At 71.2% G+C, this 15,971-nt stretch carries 11 protein-coding genes; 5 read left to right on the forward strand and 6 right to left on the reverse strand.

Translation table 11 applies throughout. From position 1 onward, the window contains the following. Window positions 1–90 precede the first annotated feature (90 nt). Window positions 91–657 carry a MarR family winged helix-turn-helix transcriptional regulator gene (locus tag ACFRMN_RS26685; RefSeq protein WP_383023629.1) on the reverse strand — a complete coding sequence of 189 codons (567 nt, stop codon included), beginning with the start codon at window positions 655–657 and terminating at the stop codon, window positions 91–93. A 133-nt stretch (window positions 658–790) separates the two neighbouring features. Between ACFRMN_RS26685 and ACFRMN_RS26690 the strand changes: the two genes are divergently transcribed. Further along, window positions 791–2,095: an MFS transporter gene (locus ACFRMN_RS26690; protein WP_383023912.1), complete on the forward strand. Its 1,305-nt coding sequence runs from the start codon at window positions 791–793 to the stop codon at window positions 2,093–2,095. Window positions 2,096–2,107: 12 nt separating this feature from the next. On the opposite strand, the gene ACFRMN_RS26695 is transcribed toward ACFRMN_RS26690, so the two are convergent. Continuing rightward, a complete protein-coding gene (locus tag ACFRMN_RS26695; protein WP_383023632.1) occupies window positions 2,108–3,853 on the reverse strand; it encodes a SpoIIE family protein phosphatase in 1,746 nt (581 codons plus the stop codon). Between the two features lie 267 nt (window positions 3,854–4,120). Continuing rightward, the gene (locus tag ACFRMN_RS26700; RefSeq protein WP_383023635.1) at window positions 4,121–5,509 is read right to left on the reverse strand and encodes an NAD(P)/FAD-dependent oxidoreductase; all 1,389 of its coding nucleotides are present in this window, start codon (window positions 5,507–5,509) and stop codon (window positions 4,121–4,123) included. 333 nt (window positions 5,510–5,842) lie between these two features. Between ACFRMN_RS26700 and ACFRMN_RS26705 the strand changes: the two genes are divergently transcribed. From ACFRMN_RS26705 to ACFRMN_RS26715, 3 genes are all read left to right on the forward strand, one after another. After that, complete coding sequence (locus ACFRMN_RS26705) at window positions 5,843–6,748, forward strand: TetR/AcrR family transcriptional regulator (RefSeq protein WP_383023638.1); 906 nt, start codon at window positions 5,843–5,845, stop codon at window positions 6,746–6,748. A gap of 466 nt (window positions 6,749–7,214) precedes the next feature. Then, window positions 7,215–9,284: a sigma-70 family RNA polymerase sigma factor gene (locus ACFRMN_RS26710; protein ID WP_383023641.1), complete on the forward strand. Its 2,070-nt coding sequence runs from the start codon at window positions 7,215–7,217 to the stop codon at window positions 9,282–9,284. A gap of 98 nt (window positions 9,285–9,382) precedes the next feature. Next, complete coding sequence (locus ACFRMN_RS26715; protein WP_383023643.1) at window positions 9,383–9,907, forward strand: DUF6879 family protein; 525 nt, start codon at window positions 9,383–9,385, stop codon at window positions 9,905–9,907. Window positions 9,908–9,931: 24 nt separating this feature from the next. On the opposite strand, the gene ACFRMN_RS26720 is transcribed toward ACFRMN_RS26715, so the two are convergent. Both ACFRMN_RS26720 and ACFRMN_RS26725 read right to left on the reverse strand, forming a co-directional pair. Continuing rightward, window positions 9,932–10,144, reverse strand: a complete 213-nt coding sequence (locus ACFRMN_RS26720) for a DUF397 domain-containing protein (protein ID WP_383023646.1) — start codon at window positions 10,142–10,144, stop codon at window positions 9,932–9,934. Between the two features lie 24 nt (window positions 10,145–10,168). After that, on the reverse strand, window positions 10,169–11,032 hold the full coding sequence (locus tag ACFRMN_RS26725) for a helix-turn-helix domain-containing protein (protein WP_383023649.1): 864 nt from the start codon (window positions 11,030–11,032) through the stop codon (window positions 10,169–10,171). A gap of 562 nt (window positions 11,033–11,594) precedes the next feature. On the opposite strand from ACFRMN_RS26725, the gene ACFRMN_RS26730 reads away from it, so the two are divergent. Next, entirely contained in the window at window positions 11,595–12,047 is a 453-nt protein-coding gene (locus tag ACFRMN_RS26730; RefSeq protein ID WP_383023652.1) for an ATP-binding protein, read from the forward strand. A 240-nt stretch (window positions 12,048–12,287) separates the two neighbouring features. Here the strand turns inward: ACFRMN_RS26730 and ACFRMN_RS26735 are convergent, their stop codons facing one another. Then, entirely contained in the window at window positions 12,288–15,869 is a 3,582-nt protein-coding gene (locus ACFRMN_RS26735) for a BTAD domain-containing putative transcriptional regulator (protein ID WP_383023655.1), read from the reverse strand. Window positions 15,870–15,971 lie beyond the last annotated feature (102 nt).

A 15,971-nucleotide genomic window follows, 5' to 3' on the forward strand; every position in this document is an offset into this window, starting at 1 on the left:
TACTGGGGCGACCCTCCGCCTTGCGATCGCACGCACCGACCGCCGCCGAGCCCGCCCTCCGGGCGGACGGCGCTACTTTGAAGACAGGACCTAGTCCAGGTCCGTCAGGCGTCCGCCGGCGTCCGGCTGGGCGTGTTCCACCCGGCGCAGGAGGCGGATCAGCATCTCTCCGAGGACTCCGCGCTCGTCTCCGGACAGATCCTGGATCAGTTCCTCCTCGAAGTCCGAGGCCATCCTCATCGCGGCGAGCCACTTCGTACGGCCCTCGTCCGTCAGCTCCACGATCACGCGGACGCGGTTGTTCTCGTCGCGGTCGCGCGTGACCAGGCCCTCGCCCGCCATGCGGTCGATGCGGTGGGTCATGGCGGCCGGCGTGAGACCGAGGCGCTTGGCGAGTTCGCCCGGGCCCAGGCGGTAGGGGGTTCCGGCGAGCACGAGGGTCTTGAGGACCTCCCACTCGGCGTTGCTGATACCGAGGTCGGAGAGCTGCCGTCCGTACGCCACGTTCATGCGGCGGTTCAGCCTGCCGAGCGCCGAGACGATCTGCTCGACCTGGGGGTCGAGATCCCGGAACTCGCGCTGATAGGCGGCGATCTGCTCGTCGAGGCTCGGCTCCTGGAGATCCGGTCTGCCGGGTTTCTCGGGGGTGTCGGACATCGGGGCAGTATGCCACGCACCTCTACTGGCGTTGAAGTCCTTCGATGTGTATTGTTAAAGCTCTAACTTTAGCTTTGAAGTCTTCAAACTTCAGTTCTTCGATCTTCTGAGGCAGGTGAGTGTGACCAGGGCGATGGGCGCGGCGATGCGCCGGATCCAGGCAGGGAACGCGCTGAGTGCGTTCGGGCTCGGGTTCACGGTTCCGTATCTCTATGTGTATGTGGCTCAGGTACGGGACCTGGGTGCGGGTACGGCCGGTGCCGTGCTGGCGGTCTTCGCCATGGCGGCACTGGTCGTCCTTCCGTTCACCGGCCGGGTCATCGACCGGCGCGGGCCGCTGCCCGTGCTGGTGGGCGGCGCGGTGCTGGCGTCCGTGGGCGCGCTGGCCATGGGGGTGTCCGGGAGCGTTCCGGCGGCCGTGCTGTCGGCCACGCTTCTCGGTGCCGGTACGGCCGTCATGCAGCCGGCCCTGGCCACGATGATCGTCTGGTGCTCGTCGCCCACGACACGGACGCGGGCGTTCGCGACACAGTTCTTTCTGGCGAATCTGGGGCTCGGGGTCGGCGGGCTGATCGGCGGGCAGCTCGTCGACGAGACCAGGCCGGGGAGCTTCACTCTGCTGTTCTCCATCGAGGCCGTGATGTTCCTCGTCCTGGCCGGCATCGCCCTTACCGTCCGGCTGCCCCGGCCGGCCGCCCTCGCGGGGACGGCCGGGCCCCAGGACGCCACCTCCGGTGGCCGAGGCGGTGGGATGCGGGCGCTGCTCAGCCACCGGGCCATGCTTCAGCTCTGCGTGCTGGGGTTCGTGCTGTTCTTCGCCTGCTACGGGCAGTTCGAGTCGGGGCTCGCCGCGTACGGCACCGAGGCGGCCGGGATCGACCCGTCGACGCTCGGGATCGCGCTGGCCGCCAATACGGCGGTGATCGTGATCGCTCAGTTCGTGGTGTTGCGGCTGGTCGAGCGGCGCAAGCGCAGCCGGGTGATCGCGGCCGTCGGGCTGATCTGGGCTCTCGCCTGGGTCATCGCGGGGTACGCGGGGCTCGGGCACGGCAGTCAGATGGTGGCGACGGTCGCCTTCATCTCGACGTACGCGCTGTTCGGCCTCGGTGAGGCGATGCTGTCGCCGACGGTGGCTCCGCTGGTGGCGGATCTGGCCCCGGCGTCGATGGTCGGGCAGTACAACTCGGCGTTCGCGCTGGTCAAGCAGCTCGCGCTGGCCGTCGGTCCTGCTGTGGGCGGTCCCATGGGGGCCGCGCTGCACGGTCCGTACATCGTGACGTTCGTGCTGTTCTCGCTCGGGATCACCGTGCTGGCCCTCCGGCTGGGGCGGCAGCTCACCCCCGTACAGGACCAGCCCGCGCTCGTACCGGCCTCACGCGTGGTCGTCCGGCACCAGCCGGAGACCGAGCCCAAGGCCGCTCTGGCGCCGGCCAGCTGACCGGCGTGGCGGTCAGTGCGGCAGGGCGAATTCGCACCACACCGCCTTGCCACCTCCCGGTGTACGGCGTGATCCCCAGGACGAGGCGATCGTCGCGACGATCGAGATTCCGCGGCCCGCCTCGTCCGCCGGTTCGGCGCGGCGGCGGCGCGGCAGATGGTCGTCGCCGTCCGTCACCTCGATGATCAGCCGGCGGTCGGTACGACGGAGTCTGAGGCGCATGGGCGGTGTGCCGTGCTGCAGGGAGTTCGCGACCAGTTCGCTGGTGGCCAGCACGCCCAGATCGCGCAGCTCGACGGGGAAGCGCCAGGAGGCGAGCACCCCCATCGCGAAAGCACGGGCGCGCGGGGCGGCCTCGATGCCGCCGAGCAGATCGAGCGCGGCGTTGTGGAACAGCTCCGCGTCCGGGCCGGTGCGGGCGGGGTGTTGCAGGACGAGCACCGCGACATCGTCGTCATGGTCGGCCGCGACGCCCTGCGAGCGGATCAGCCGGTCGCAGACGACCTGGGGTGAACCCTTCGCGCCCGAGAGGGCGCGTTCGAGGGAGGCGACGCCCTCGTCGATGTCCTCGTCGCGCCGCTCGACCAGGCCGTCCGTGTAGAGGACGGCCGTGGAGCCGGGCGGGAGCGGGATGGAACCTGAGGAGTGCAGCCAGCCGCCGGTGCCGAGCGGCGGGCCCGTCGGGTCCGCCGCGCGCTGGACCGAGCCGTCCTCGGCGCGCACCAGGATGGGGAGATGACCGGCGGACGCGTACACGAGCCGCCCCTCATTGGGGTCGTGGACGGCGTAGACGCAGGTGGCGATCTGGCTGGCGTCGATCTCCGCGGCGAGTCCGTCGAGCAGCTGGAGGACTTCGTGCGGCGGGAGATCGAGCCGGGCGTAGGCGCGGACGGCCGTACGCAACTGGCCCATGACGGCGGCGGCACGGACGCCCCGGCCCATGACGTCGCCGATGACCAGGGCCGTGCGCCCGGCGCCGAGCGTGATCACGTCGTACCAGTCGCCGCCGACCGCCGCGTCCTCGCCGCCCGGCTGGTACGTGGCGGCGACCCGCAGATCGTCGGGCTGCTCCAGCTCCTGCGGGAGCAGGGAGCGCTGGAGGGTGACGGCGGTCTGGCGGTGTCTGCGCTCGCTGGTGCGAAGGCGCTCGGCCGCCTCGGCGTGGTCGGTGACATCGGCGGCGAAGACGAGGACGCCGCCGGATCCCTGGCAGTCGACCGGGGTGCACGTGACGGTGTACGAGCCCTCCTGGGCCGCGCCCTCCGTCTGATCCTTGGCCTGATCTTTGGCCCAATCCTTGGCCTGATCTTTGGCCCGCTCCTTGCCGTGATCCTTGGCCCGCTCCTTCTGCCGGCCGCGGACCTGGACCTTGCGTGACTTGACCGTGCGCGGCTTTCCGCTGCGGAGCACCTGGTCGAGCAGGGGGAACAGCCCGAGCTCGGCCAGCTCGGGGCAGCTCTCGGCCGCCGTGGCGCCGAGCGGACGCGGGCCGAAGGCCGCCGCGTACGCCTCGTTCACATACGCCACCCGGTGCTCGGGGCCGTACAGCAGGGCGACCAGGGCGGGCAGTCCGCCGAGGATTTCCCGCACGGAGAGGTCTTCGAGGGCGGGAACGTCCGTCACAGGGACCGGGTCGGGCTCGGGCTCGGGCTGCTGCTCGTACTCACCACGGGCCGCGGGCACGGAACCGCGGCCCGTCCGCGCGGCGGCGCGGCGCTGCGTACCGGGGAGCCGGGCGCTCCAACGCGTGAAGTTCACGGATTCTCAGGCCTCATGGTGTCGTTTTGCTGTTCGTCTTGGCCGGGCTGGTCGAGCCGGGGCAGGTCGTCGGGGCCGGATTGCGCCGAGCGGGCCGGATCACTCTGTGCAGATGTGAACCCACCTATGGTCACACGTCCAGTGTGGCCGACCGCACTGGCAGCGGGGCCGGTCGCGTCTTCTACGTGTCCTTTTCTACGTGTCCTTGGGGTTCTACGTGCCGCTGAGGTTCTACGTGCCCTTGGGGTTCTACGTGTCGCTGAGGTTCTACGTGTCCTTGGGGCGTTCGGGACGTTCGCCTCCTGCGGCGAGTTCGAATTCGGCGCGCGGGTGCTCCAGCGAACCGAGGGAGACGATCTCCCGTTTGAAGAGCCCGGAGAGGGTCCATTCCGCGAGGACGCGGGCCTTCCTGTTGAAGGTGGGGACACGGCTGAGGTGGTACACGCGGTGCATCAGCCAGGCGGGATAGCCCTTGAGCTTACGGCCGTAGATGTGCGCCACACCTTTGTGGAGGCCGAGGGACGCGACCGATCCCGCGTAGGCGTGACGGTAGTCCTCAAGGGGCTCGCCGCGCAGGGAAGCGAGGATGTTCTCGGCGAGGACTTTGGCCTGGCGTACCGCGTGCTGGGCGTTGGGCGCGCACTCCGTGCCGGGCTCGTCCGCCGTCAGATCGGGGACGGCCGCCGCGTCGCCGGCCGCCCAGGCGTGCTCGGCGCCGTCGACGGACAGCTTCGCTGTACAAACGAGGCGGCCCCGTGCGTTCAGCGGCAGGTCACTGGCCGCGAGGATCGGGTGCGGTTTGACGCCGGCGGTCCAGACGACCGTACGGGTACGGAAGCGGGCGCCGTCGCTCAGTACGGCGACCCGGTCCTCGCAGGACTCCAGGCGGGTGTCGAGCCGTACGTCGATATTGCGGGCGCGCAGCTCGCGTACGGCGTACTTGCCCATTTCCTCGCCGACCTCGGGGAGGATCTTGCCGGTGGCCTCGACGAGGATCCACTTCATGTCGTCGGCCTTGATGTTGTGGTAGTACCGCGAGGCGTAGCGGGCCATGTCCTCCAGCTCGGCGAGCGCTTCGACGCCCGCGTAGCCGCCGCCGACGAACACGAAGGTCAGGGCGGCGGCGCGGATCGCGGGGTCGCGGGTGGAGGAGGCGATGTCCATCTGCTCGATGACATGGTTGCGCAGCCCGATGGCCTCCTCGACGGTCTTGAAGCCGATGCCGTGCTCGGCCAGACCGGGGATGGGGAGGGTACGGGAGACGGAGCCCGGCGCGAGGACGAGTTCGTCGTAGGTGAGCTCGACGCTGCCGGTTCCGTCCTCCTCCGAGCCGAGCGTCCGCAGGGTCGCGGTGCGCTTGGCGTGGTCGATGGCCATGGCCTCGCCGATGAGGATCGTGCAGCCGGGCAGCACCCGCCGGAGCGGGACCACGACGTGGCGGGGTGAGATGTTCCCGGCCGCCGCCTCCGGCAGGAACGGCTGATACGTCATATAAGGGTCGGGCGACACCACGATGACCTCGGCCTCGCCGCGCTTCAGTTTCCGCTGGAGACGCAGCGCGGTGTACATCCCGACGTAGCCGCCGCCGACCACGAGGACGCGCGCGGCGGGCGATGGAGCGGGGGTCGTCCCTGGGGAGTTCTCAGCCTTCACCATCCCATGACGCAACGGGCCCCGGTGTTTGTCCACAGGCACGACAGATTGTGTGACCGGAGGCCGTTCGCCGCCCCGTACGGGCAAAAGCACGGGTATTGCCGGAGGAACGCAGGTCAGCGCGGGCGCGGGAGGGGGTGGGAGGCGGGTGAATCAGGCACCTTCCGGTCCTTGCTCCGATCGGGGGGCGCTCCGTGCGGAACCACCCCCTTCTGAATTGACCCGGGCTCAACTATGTTCATACCTCGTCGGGGTGTCCGGCTCGTGACTGGACCGCGACCTCGGCTGTCAGGGCGGGGAGTCTCCGGGGGGAGACATCATTACCGGGGGAACGCTATGCACATTCAGGATTCGCATCGGCAGGCCGCCGTCATTTCGGAGGACGGCGGAAGAACGAGTACGGCGGATACGACGGGCGCGGTAGGTACGGCGGGCACATCAGGTGTGACCGCGAGTACGACGGCGGCCGTGGGTACAGGTACGAGTGCCGGTACGGGTACGAGTACCGGTACGGGTACGGGTACGGGTACGACAGGTATAGGCGGTGCGACGGGGTCCGGAGAACCGGGCCGGTCGGCGCCGCTCCGCGTGGACGCACAGCGCAATCTGGAGCATGTACTGCGGGCGGCTCGCGAGGTGTTCGGCGAGCTGGGGTACGGGGCGCCGATGGAGGACGTGGCGCGCCGGGCAAGGGTCGGGGTCGGTACGGTCTACCGGCGGTTCCCGAGCAAGGACGTACTGGTCAGGCGAATAGCCGAGGAGGAGACATCCCGGCTGACGGACCAGGCGCGTACGGCGCTGGGGCAGGAGGACGAGCCTTGGTCGGCTCTCTCCCGTTTCCTGCGCACCTCGGTGGCGTCGGGCGCGGGGCGGCTACTGCCTCCGCAGGTGCTGCGCGTCGGCGCGGACGCCGAGGACGAGGCGGCGGGGCGCGGTGCGCAGGACGAGGCGCGGGTGCCGCAGCAGCGGCAGGCCGGCCGGCCCGAGTTGCGGGTGGTCGGAGAGCGGCAGTCGGCGGAGGAGCTGGACGACCCGGGTGCCGTTGAACTGCTTGAGGTCGTCGGGCAGTTGGTGGAGCGGGCGCGGGCGGCGGGTGAGCTGCGGGGCGATGTGACCGTGGCCGATGTGCTGCTGGTGATAGCCACGGCCGCTCCCGCGCTGCCGGACGCGGCGCATCAGGCGGCGGCCTCGGCACGGCTGCTGGACATCCTGCTGGAGGGGCTGCGGTCCCGGCCTGTGTGAGGCGCGCGTCCGTACGTACGGTCGCGAGGGTCCGTTCGGGCCCTCGCGGTCGTTCGCCTCGAACTGGCTTACCGATAAACGCCCTTGATCCTTCCCCGAAAGGGTGAAGATAAAAGCGATCGTCCGGGAAACCGCCTCGGATGAGTGGTTGCCGGGCGCGAAGGCTCGGGCGGTGCGGCGCGCTGTGGCACGCTGGCCCGGTGTTCGGGTCAGAGGGGTGCGTACGGGGGCTTCCGCGATGAGGGGCGACGGACGGGACGAGCCGCTTGGAGGCGGCGGGACCGAGGGCGGGACGGAAGGCGGGACGGAAGGCGGGACCGCGGGCGGGACGGAACCCGAAGGGGCGTCCGCACAGCAGGTGCCGAGCCAGGGCGGCCCCAAGGGAGCGCCGGGGCTGGGGAGTTCGGGCGGTTCAGGCGGTCCGGGCGGTCCGAGCCGTCCGGGCGGTTCCGGCGCCGGGGCCCGTATGCCGCATCCGTCGACCGGCGGCGTCGGCGGCGCGGGCGGCTCCGTTGGAACGGGCCGTGCGGGCGGTGCGGGCGGGGCCGCGGAGGCGGAGACCAGTGTGCCGCCGCAGCGTGAGCGGAGCGGCGGATCTTCCGCGCAGCAGCCTTCGGATCCGGTGGTGGCTCCGCTCTCGGGCCGGACTGTGGATCGGTCAGCCGGTCAGCCGGTCGGCCAGTCGGTCGGCCAGTCGAGCGATCAGCCCGTGGGACAGCCTGTGGATCAGCCGACACTCGAACTGTCCACGACCGGGCGGCCCATGTCGGACGCCGATCTGATCCAGCGGATGCGGGACGGCGACGACCACGCGTACGAGGAGCTGTTCCGCAGGCACTCGGAATCGGTGCGCCGCTACGCCCGTACCTGCTGCCGCGACGCGCATACCGCCGAGGACCTGACGGCCGAGGTGTTCGCCCGTACCTTGCAGGCGGTACGGGGCGGGGCCGGGCCCGAGCAGGCGGTGCGCGCCTATCTGATGACGACCGTACGGCGCGTGGCGGCGTCCTGGACGAAGTCGGCGAAGCGGGAGCAACTGGTCGAGGACTTCGCGGTGTTCGCGGCGCAGGCCGCGCGCGCCTCCGAGGTCTCGGACGTGGACACCCTCGATCTGGGCGCGGATGTCCTGGCCATGCGCGAGGCCGAGCAGTCCATGGCCATACAGGCGTTCCGCAGCCTGCCCGAGCGCTGGCAGGCAGTGCTCTGGCACACCACGGTGGAGGAGGAGTCGCCGAGCGAGGTCGCGCCGCTCTTCGGGCTGACCGCCAATGCGACGGCGGTGCTGGCCAGCCGGGCGCGCGAAGGCCTTAAACAGGCGTATCTACAGGCCCACGTGAACTCCGCGCTCACCGCGGAGGGCGACTGCTCCCGGTACGCCGACCGGCTCGGGGCGTATGCCCGCGGCGGGCTGCGGACGCGGGCCGAGCGCGGACTGCGCAAGCATCTGGACGAGTGCGTCAAGTGCCGCCTCGCGGCGGGCGAACTGGCACAGTTCAACGCCGAGATCCCAGGGGTGCTGCCGATCGCGGTGATCGGCTGGTTCGCCGCCGGCTACTCGTTGAAGGCGGCCGGGATCGTGGCGGGCGGCGCCGCGGGGGCGGCGGGGGCCGGTGCCGCCGCCGCGGCGACCGGTGCCTCGGGTGGCGCGGCCGCCGGAGCGTCCGGCGGGGCGGCGGGTGGAGCCTCCGGCGGGGCCACCGGTGGAGCCGCCGCGTCCGAGGGGCTCGGCGCCCCGGTGAAGGCCGGCATCGGCGGGCTGGTGGCCGTCGCGGCGGCGGCCGGTCTCGTCTTCGCGCTGATGAACAACTCCGGGCCCGAGCAGCCGCCCAAGGCCAGACCGCCGGTCGCGAAGCCCCTCGTACCCCAGAAGCCTGCCCCGTCGCCCGAGCCGCCGGAACCGGCCGCGCCCAAGCCGCCCGCACCCGCACCCAGGCCCAGCGCCACGCCCAGCGCGAAGCCCGCGCCTTCTACGAAGCCCGCCCCTTCGACAAAGCCCACTCCGTCGCGGACCCCCGCCCCGAAGCCCCCGTCCAAGCCCGGGCCAAGGCCGCCCGCCCCTCCCGTGCCGAAGCCGCCCCCCAGCCCGAAGCCACCGCCGGCCCCGGCCGTCTTCCAAGTGAACAAGCTGGCGTACGGCGCCTTCGGCGACGGCTCCGAGCCGGAGGTACGGCTCGGCGCGAGCGGCTGGCTCTGGCAGCGGTCGAGCGTGTCGATCGGCGGCACCCGCTACGGCCACGGCGTGACCATGCACGCCGCCTCATCGGTCACCATCGATCTCAACCGGGACTGCTCCCGCTACGCGGCCCTGGTCGGCGTGGACGATCTCACGATGGGCCTGGGTTCCGTGCGCTTCTCGCTGTACGGCGACGGGGCGCGGCTCTGGCGCTCGCCGGTGCTGAGCGGCGACGACCCGGCCGTACCCCTGGACGTGGGGATCTCCGGACGCAAGACCATCCGGCTGGTGGTCGAACCGCACACACCGTTCGACGTGGTGGCACTCGCCGACTGGGCACAGTCCCGGATCAGCTGCCGCTGACGGCGGACGCCCTCGGACCGGCCTGCGGCGCCCGCCCGTCGGGCCGTTAGTGAACCGCATTCCGGCACGCATGGTGCCACTGATCAGAAGGGCTTGCGATGAAGCCGAACGGCGTGCCGCCGTTCAGTGAGCTGATCAGCGACTGTCAACGGTCCGCCGTTCACCTTGAGATGCGCGACGTGTACAGCGTGGCGTCCGAAGCAGACGACTTCGCCGAGTGGCGGGCGCGAGGGGAGATCTCTCCCGAGTCTGTCGCACGACGCCGCCCTTGGCTGGACTTGGTACGTGAAACGGTAGACCGTGGCGTGGTGATGCGCCGCGCCCGGATCATCTCCGTACCGGCCAGTGAGTACATCCGGTACGAGCACGCGGGCACGTATCTCAACGCCGAGGCCGGCGAGTTGGTCCGGTGGCTGCCCCGGCGCGATGCCGCGACGCTCGCTCTCTCCGGCGCGGATCTGTGGCTGTTCGACGACCGGCTGATCCGGTTCGGCCACTTCTCCGGGGACGGCGCGTCGGCCGGGCACGAACTGTGCGACGACCCGGCGGTGGCCAAGCTGTGCACCGTCGCCTTTGAGTCCGTCTGGGAACGCGCGACACCACACGAGAGGTTCATCGTCTGACCTGCGGGGCAAGAGACAGCCGGCTCATGCCCCACTACGTGGGCCGGCGTCCGCCTTCAGCGCTGCCACGAACGACGCCCAGGCTCCCGCACCGAAGGCGAGGTGGGGGCCGTCGGGGGCCTTGCTGTCGCGTACGGGAACAGTGCCCGGGAAGTCGTCGCGTACCTCGACGCACTGGCCGTTCCCACTGCTGTGGCTGCTCTTCCGCCACGCCGACTCGGCGGGTCCGTACTGCATTCCAGCCCCTCTTCTCTTCTCTTCTCAGTCTCTCGCTTCTGCGACTTCGGTCAACAGGGCGGCGCTGTCATCCGGCCCCACAGCCACGGCCTGTAGATGCTCGAACATCGACTTGTAGCGACGCATCTCCGCCTCGGATTCCAGGAACAAGTCCCCCGCGGGGGTGTCCACATAGACCAGTTCCGGATCTGCCGGATTCGGAAAGTCCATGTGCACGAAGCAGCCGGTCATGGCCGCGTGTGCACCCTTCTCGAAGGGGATCACCTGGAATGTGATGTGGGGCTCCTCCATGAGCTGGAGCAGGTGTCTCGCTTGCCCCCGCATCACTTCGCGCCCTCCAACCACCCGCCGGATGGCAGCCTCATCAACGATAGCCCAGAGCCGCAGAGGATGCTCCTTCGTAAGCAACACCTGGCGTTCCATGCGGGCTTGGACTCGCTGCGCCACCTCTTTTTGACTGGCCGTAGGCAACACGCCTCTGATTACCGCTTGGGCGTAGGGCTCGGTCTGGGCGAGACCGGGCACGAACAGCGACTCATAGTTGCGCAGCGTACGAGCCTCCGCTTCGAAGCCGATATATGCGGTGTACTCCTCGGGCAACTCCGAGTGATACGGGCGCAACCAGCCCTGATCGTTTGAACCACCCTGGACGGCCAACAGGTCGGCCCGTTGTGCCTCAGTTGCCCCGTACAGCTCCAACAGAGCGATCAGTGTGCGCTTTTGAGGCCGCGCCCGGGCCTTCTCGATTCGGTAGAGGGTTGCCGCATTGATGCTGGTCTTTGCCGTTACCTCCTCGCGCGTCAGCGCCATCGCCGTACGCAGACGGCGCAGTTCAGCCGCCAGACGCCGCAGCCTCACGGTGGGCGGATGCTGTCGCTTCTCCGACACGGTGACGTCCCTTCGCTTCCAATGCTCTCCGCAAGTGTGCGCGTTCACTGCGTAACTATTCAAGTCACTCGAACGCCTACAAGTAACTCGCAATCCTTGCGTTCACATGTGTGCGAGAGCATGCTGAGCGGAAGGTAACCCACTGTGGCCAACTGGTGGCAGTGGGGTGATCTGCGGTGGGCTGCGCCGCCACCTGACGCAAGAACCCTCGCGACCGAGGCAACCGGTCCGAGGGCATGGCCAACGCTTTAAAGGAGCGTCAACGCATGGACTTTATCGTCCGCCTCTTCGAGCCGCTGCTGCGGCTCTTGTTCCCCGGCGCGGGGCGCCACCGGTCAGCGGTAACGCGCTCGGTGTCCTCGGTCCGGTGTCGACCGTCGGGGCATCGCGCCGCCGTGGTCTTCGTTCATGCCTGCCGTCCCACACCGCGTAGTGATCACAGCGCGGTCCTTTTGCCGTACCCCCGGGCCGAGTTCGAACGGTGGGAGCGGGCCGAGCAGCGGTTGCGACGCCGTCGACGGCGGGAGTTGTGGATGGCCGCCTGCGGCATGGAGGCGGCCTGATGCCGTATATCCACGACCCGAACGGTGACGCTGTGGTGTTGCGGTGGAATCGTCACCCGTCGTGTGTCGGGTTAGCGCGGCTGGAGCTGCGCAAGGCGCTGGCGGGTTGGGGGCTGAGTGGACTGGAGGACTCGGCTCTGTTGATCCTCTCGGAACTGCTCACCAACGCGGCGCGGCATGCTCGTGTGTCGCCCGGGCGGGAGATCGAAACCCGTTACCTCGCGGCGCCCGGTGGCCTGCGTATCGAGGTGCATGACGCGTCACGCGAGCGACCACAGCCGAAGTCGCCCGGTCCGGAGGCGTGCGAGGGCAGAGGACTCGTCATCGTGGACGCACTGGCCGATCAGTGGGGCGTCAGCGAGCGCGGCGGGGTGGGGAAGGTCGTCTGGGCCACACTCTCGGTGCCGGACGCGGACTGCGGCGCGCTCGCGGACGGGAGGAGCGTGACGTGACGCGGAGCCTCCCCGCCGTCCTCCGGGCTCTGCTCGCCGTACCGTCCGAACGGTCCCCGGCTTCGGACGCGGTACGGTCCTGGCCTCGGCGCGTGCACCCGTACGAGCACTGCCCGTGGGGATGCTGCCGTTTTGACGACGATCCGCCCGCCTCGCGTTCCCCGCAACGGTTCGTCCAGCACGAACGTCGGCCCGTTTAGGGCGTGTCCCGGATAGCCCGTCAGCGCCGTCAGTCCCGGATCAGCTGCCGCTGACGGCCGCCGACCCCGGACCGGCCTGCGGCGCCCGGCCGTCGGGCCGGTCCGGGCGCTCGGCCTCCTCGTGAGGAGGTGCGAGCGCCCGGGCCGGTAGTTCCAGCAGGTCGGCGACCTGGTCGGGGGTGAGGGGGCGCCCCGCCTCGTACTCCGTCTCGTACTCCCGCTCGCCCAGCTCCGCGCGGGCGAGCGTTTCGATCCGCCGGGCCTCGGTCCGCTCCGGTACGGAGCGCGGGCGGCCCGCCCGCCATGTGCCGGCGGCGGCCAGGATCCTGACGGCGCCGCGGAGGTCGCCGGCGAGCAGCACCACCGGGGCCGCCATCTCGGCGAGCTGGGCGACGATGGGATCCATCAGCGGGCTCGCGCGCGCCGTACGCAGCACGGCCGCCAGCGAACGGGCCGCGGCCACCGGTCCCTCCGTCTCGTACGCGGCGATCCGCGCGTCCAGCGCGTTGGTCACCACGGCGAAGTGCGGGGGTGGTGTGCCGTGCTCGCCGACGGACCTCGCTTCGTCCAGCAGCAGTCTGGCGCGGGCGGTCTCGCCCCGGTCCAGGGCGAAGACCGCCCGCATGAGGTGGACGAATGCCCGGGCGTCCTGGACCTGATGGCGCTCGGTCTCTTCGGCGGCCCGGTCGAGCCTTCTCTCCGCGGCGTCCGTATCACCGGCGCGATACGACAGCTCGGCCAGGCGCGCGAGCAGGAAAGGCTCCTCGGCGTGCGCCCCCACCTCGCCGGCGAACCGCAGCGCTTCCTCGTACGCGCCCCGCGCCTCCTCGTACCGCCCGCGCGCCATGCCCGCCTCGCCGACGGCGCCCGCCACCTGCGCGCGCATCCAGCGGTCACCGACGCGTCGGCTCAGCTCGCGCAGTTCGGCCAGGTCCTGGTCGACACCGTCCATTGCGCCGGGCGTGTCCACGCTCATGTGCGTACGGCCCATCAGCATCACGCCCGTCTCCCAATCACCGCCGTACGCACGGCAGTTGGCGATGGACGCGTCCATCGTGGCGCGGATGTCCAGCTTCTCGTCGTTCGTGTGGACGACCATTCCCCAGAGCAGCCCGGGGAAGCGGGCGGACTGCGGACCCGGTCTGCCGAAGGCCTCACGGATCCGCAGGAGGAGTTCCGGGAAGCGCGGGTCGGCGCGCAGCTTCTCGATCTGGCCGCACTCCCCGGCGAGAAAGACCCGTAGCACCTGGAGCTGCATCCGGGGCCAGTGCCGGGGGTCGTCGGTGTCGGCCGGTTCGGGGCCGAGGCCGAGCGCGCTCTCCGCCCAGGCCAGGCCCTCGGAGCGGTGGTTGCGCAGCCACCAGAACCAGCCCATGGCGAAGACCAGCCGCAGCGTCGTCTCCTCGTCGCGCGCGAGGACGCCGCGGTGGAGGGCGGCGCGGATGTTGTCGAGGTCGATCTCCAGGCGGCGTATCCAGGGGAGTTGGTCTCCGGAGCGCAGCCGGGGCTCGGCCTCCTCGGCGAGTGCGGTGAAGTACGCGGAGTGCGCGCGCTCGGCGGCGGACCGTACGGCCGGTGTCTCGGCGGCGCGTTCCGCCGCGTACTCATGGATGGTCTCCAGGAGGCGGTAGCGCATCGCGCCGCCGGGGCCGGGGGCCGGGGTGGCGACGACGAGTGACTTGTCGACCAGCGCGCCCAGCAGATCAGGGACATGGGCATGGGCATGGGCATCGGCGTCAGCGTTGGCGTTGGCGTTGGCGGACGCACGACCGGAGGAGCCGTGGGACGCGCCGCCCGTGGGGGCGACCGGCGTGCCGCCGCAGACGCCCTCGGCCGCCGTCAGATCCCAGCCGCCCGCGAAGACGGACACCTCGCGCAGGACCGTACGCTCCCGCTCGTCCAGCAGGTCCCAGGACCAGTCGACGACGGCACGCAGCGTCTGCTGGCGCGGCAGGACCGTCCGGCTCCCGCTGGTCAGCAGCCGGAAACGATCATCGAGACGATCCGCGATCTGACGCGGAGTCAGCATCCGCAACCGCGCCGCCGCCAGCTCGATCGCCAACGGCAGACCATCCAGCCGACGGCAGATCTCCGCCACCGCCTCCGGATCCCCCGCCGGATCGAACCCCGGCCGCACCGCACGAGCACGCTCCGCGAACAACCGATGCGCCGGATCCGGCGGCAACGGCTCCACCGGCCGCACCGACTCACCCGGCACCCCCAACGGCTCACGGCTCGTGGCGAGGATACGGAGGCCGGGGCAGTGGATGAGCAGTGTCTCGGCCAGGGCGGCGGCGGCCCCGATCACATGCTCGCAGTTGTCGAGGACGAGGAGCGTGCCGCTGCGGGCGAGATGTTCGACAAGCCGGGCGGTGGGGTCGTTCTGAGCGGGGCGGCCGTCGCGGGCGGCGAGCTGGGTCTCGCGCAGCCCGAGCGCGCTCAGTACGGCGCCGGGGACGGCGGAGGGGTGGTCCAGCGGGGCCAGTTCGACGAGCCAGGCGTTCCGGGGCGCGGACTCCTCGGCCAGGCGGGTCTTGCCGGAGCCGCCGGGGCCGGTGAGGGTGACGAGGCGGGAGCGGCGCAGATCGGCGCGGATGGCGTGGAGTTCGCTCTCGCGGCCGACGAAGGAGGTCAGACGGGGGCGCAGATTGCCGCGCGCCTCGTGGCTGTCCCCGCCGGACGCCCGGGTCGTGGCGGACGCTCGGGTCGCGCCGCGCGCTCCGGACGTGGCGTCGGTGACGGCGCCGACTTCGGCTTCGGCTTCGGCTTCCGCGTCGGCATCGGCGTCGGCATCGGCGTCGGCGTCGGTTTCGGCGGCGATTTCGGCGGCGGCGGGCCGAAGGGCGGTGTCGCCCGCCGTCGGGAAGGCGGCGCCCGTCGCGGTCTCCCAGGCGCCACCCGCTCCGGTGGCCGCCAGCAACTGCCCCTGCAACGAGGTCAGTTCGGGACCGGGGGCGGCGCCGAGCCCGTCGGCGAGAACGCGGCGCGTGTCCTCGTACGCCGCGAGCGCGTCGGCCTGCCGGCCTTCCGCCCACAGCGCCCGGATGAGCTGCGCCCTGAAGGGCTCGTCGTACGGGTGGTCCGCGGCCAGTTCCCTCAGCTCCGGTACGAGCGTGGTCGTGGCGCCCCGGCGCAGATCGGCCTCTATGCGCTGCTGGAGGGCGGCCAGCCGCTGGGCCTCGGGCCGTACACCGCGGTCCCGGTCGGGCAGATCGGCCAGCGCCGCGCCGCGCCAGAGCGCGAGCGCCGCGCTCAGGGTGCGGGCGGCGCTCGGCGGATCGCCCGCGTCGAGCTGGTCCGCCCCCTCGCGCGCGAGCCGTTCGAAGACGTACAGATCGATGTCGTCCGGCACGGCCGCGAGCCGGTAGCCGCCGGGGACCGAATCGATCGCCTCTCTACCGAGGACGCGCCGGAGCCGCCCGACGAGCGCCTGGAGCGCGGCGGGCGCGTCCTGCGGCGGCTCGCCGCCCCACACCTCGTCCACCAGCTCACCGACGGCGACGGGCCGGCCGGGGCGCAGCGCGAGCGCGGCGAGGAGCGCCCGCAGCCGGGGTCCGCCCAGCGGCAGGCTCCCGCCGTGTCCGTCACGTACCTCCGTGACGCCAAGGATGAGATACCGCACCCGGCCCATTGTGGGGGCAGGGTCTGACAACGGCCGTCTGGTTTTCCCGGAGCGCCGCCGCCTTCGTAGAGCGGAGCGCCCGGCTCCGCTCTACTGGTGCGG

Origin of the sequence: Streptomyces sp. NPDC056835 (assembly GCF_042789485.1) — a bacterium.
Lineage (GTDB): Bacteria > Actinomycetota > Actinomycetes > Streptomycetales > Streptomycetaceae > Streptomyces.

Excerpts from the sequence above, each read along its gene's own strand:
- ACFRMN_RS26690 (WP_383023912.1), top strand. The coding sequence starts at position 791 with ATGGGCGCGGCGATGCGCCGGATCCAGGCAGGGAACGCGCTGAGTGCG.
- ACFRMN_RS26710 (WP_383023641.1), top strand. The coding sequence starts at position 7,215 with ATGCCGCATCCGTCGACCGGCGGCGTCGGCGGCGCGGGCGGCTCCGTT.
- ACFRMN_RS26720 (WP_383023646.1), bottom strand. The coding sequence starts at position 10,144 with ATGCAGTACGGACCCGCCGAGTCGGCGTGGCGGAAGAGCAGCCACAGC.
- ACFRMN_RS26715 (WP_383023643.1), top strand. The coding sequence starts at position 9,383 with ATGAAGCCGAACGGCGTGCCGCCGTTCAGTGAGCTGATCAGCGACTGT.
- ACFRMN_RS26700 (WP_383023635.1), bottom strand. The coding sequence starts at position 5,509 with ATGGTGAAGGCTGAGAACTCCCCAGGGACGACCCCCGCTCCATCGCCC.
- ACFRMN_RS26705 (WP_383023638.1), top strand. The coding sequence starts at position 5,843 with ATGCACATTCAGGATTCGCATCGGCAGGCCGCCGTCATTTCGGAGGAC.
- ACFRMN_RS26730 (WP_383023652.1), top strand. The coding sequence starts at position 11,595 with ATGCCGTATATCCACGACCCGAACGGTGACGCTGTGGTGTTGCGGTGG.
- ACFRMN_RS26685 (WP_383023629.1), bottom strand. The coding sequence starts at position 657 with ATGTCCGACACCCCCGAGAAACCCGGCAGACCGGATCTCCAGGAGCCG.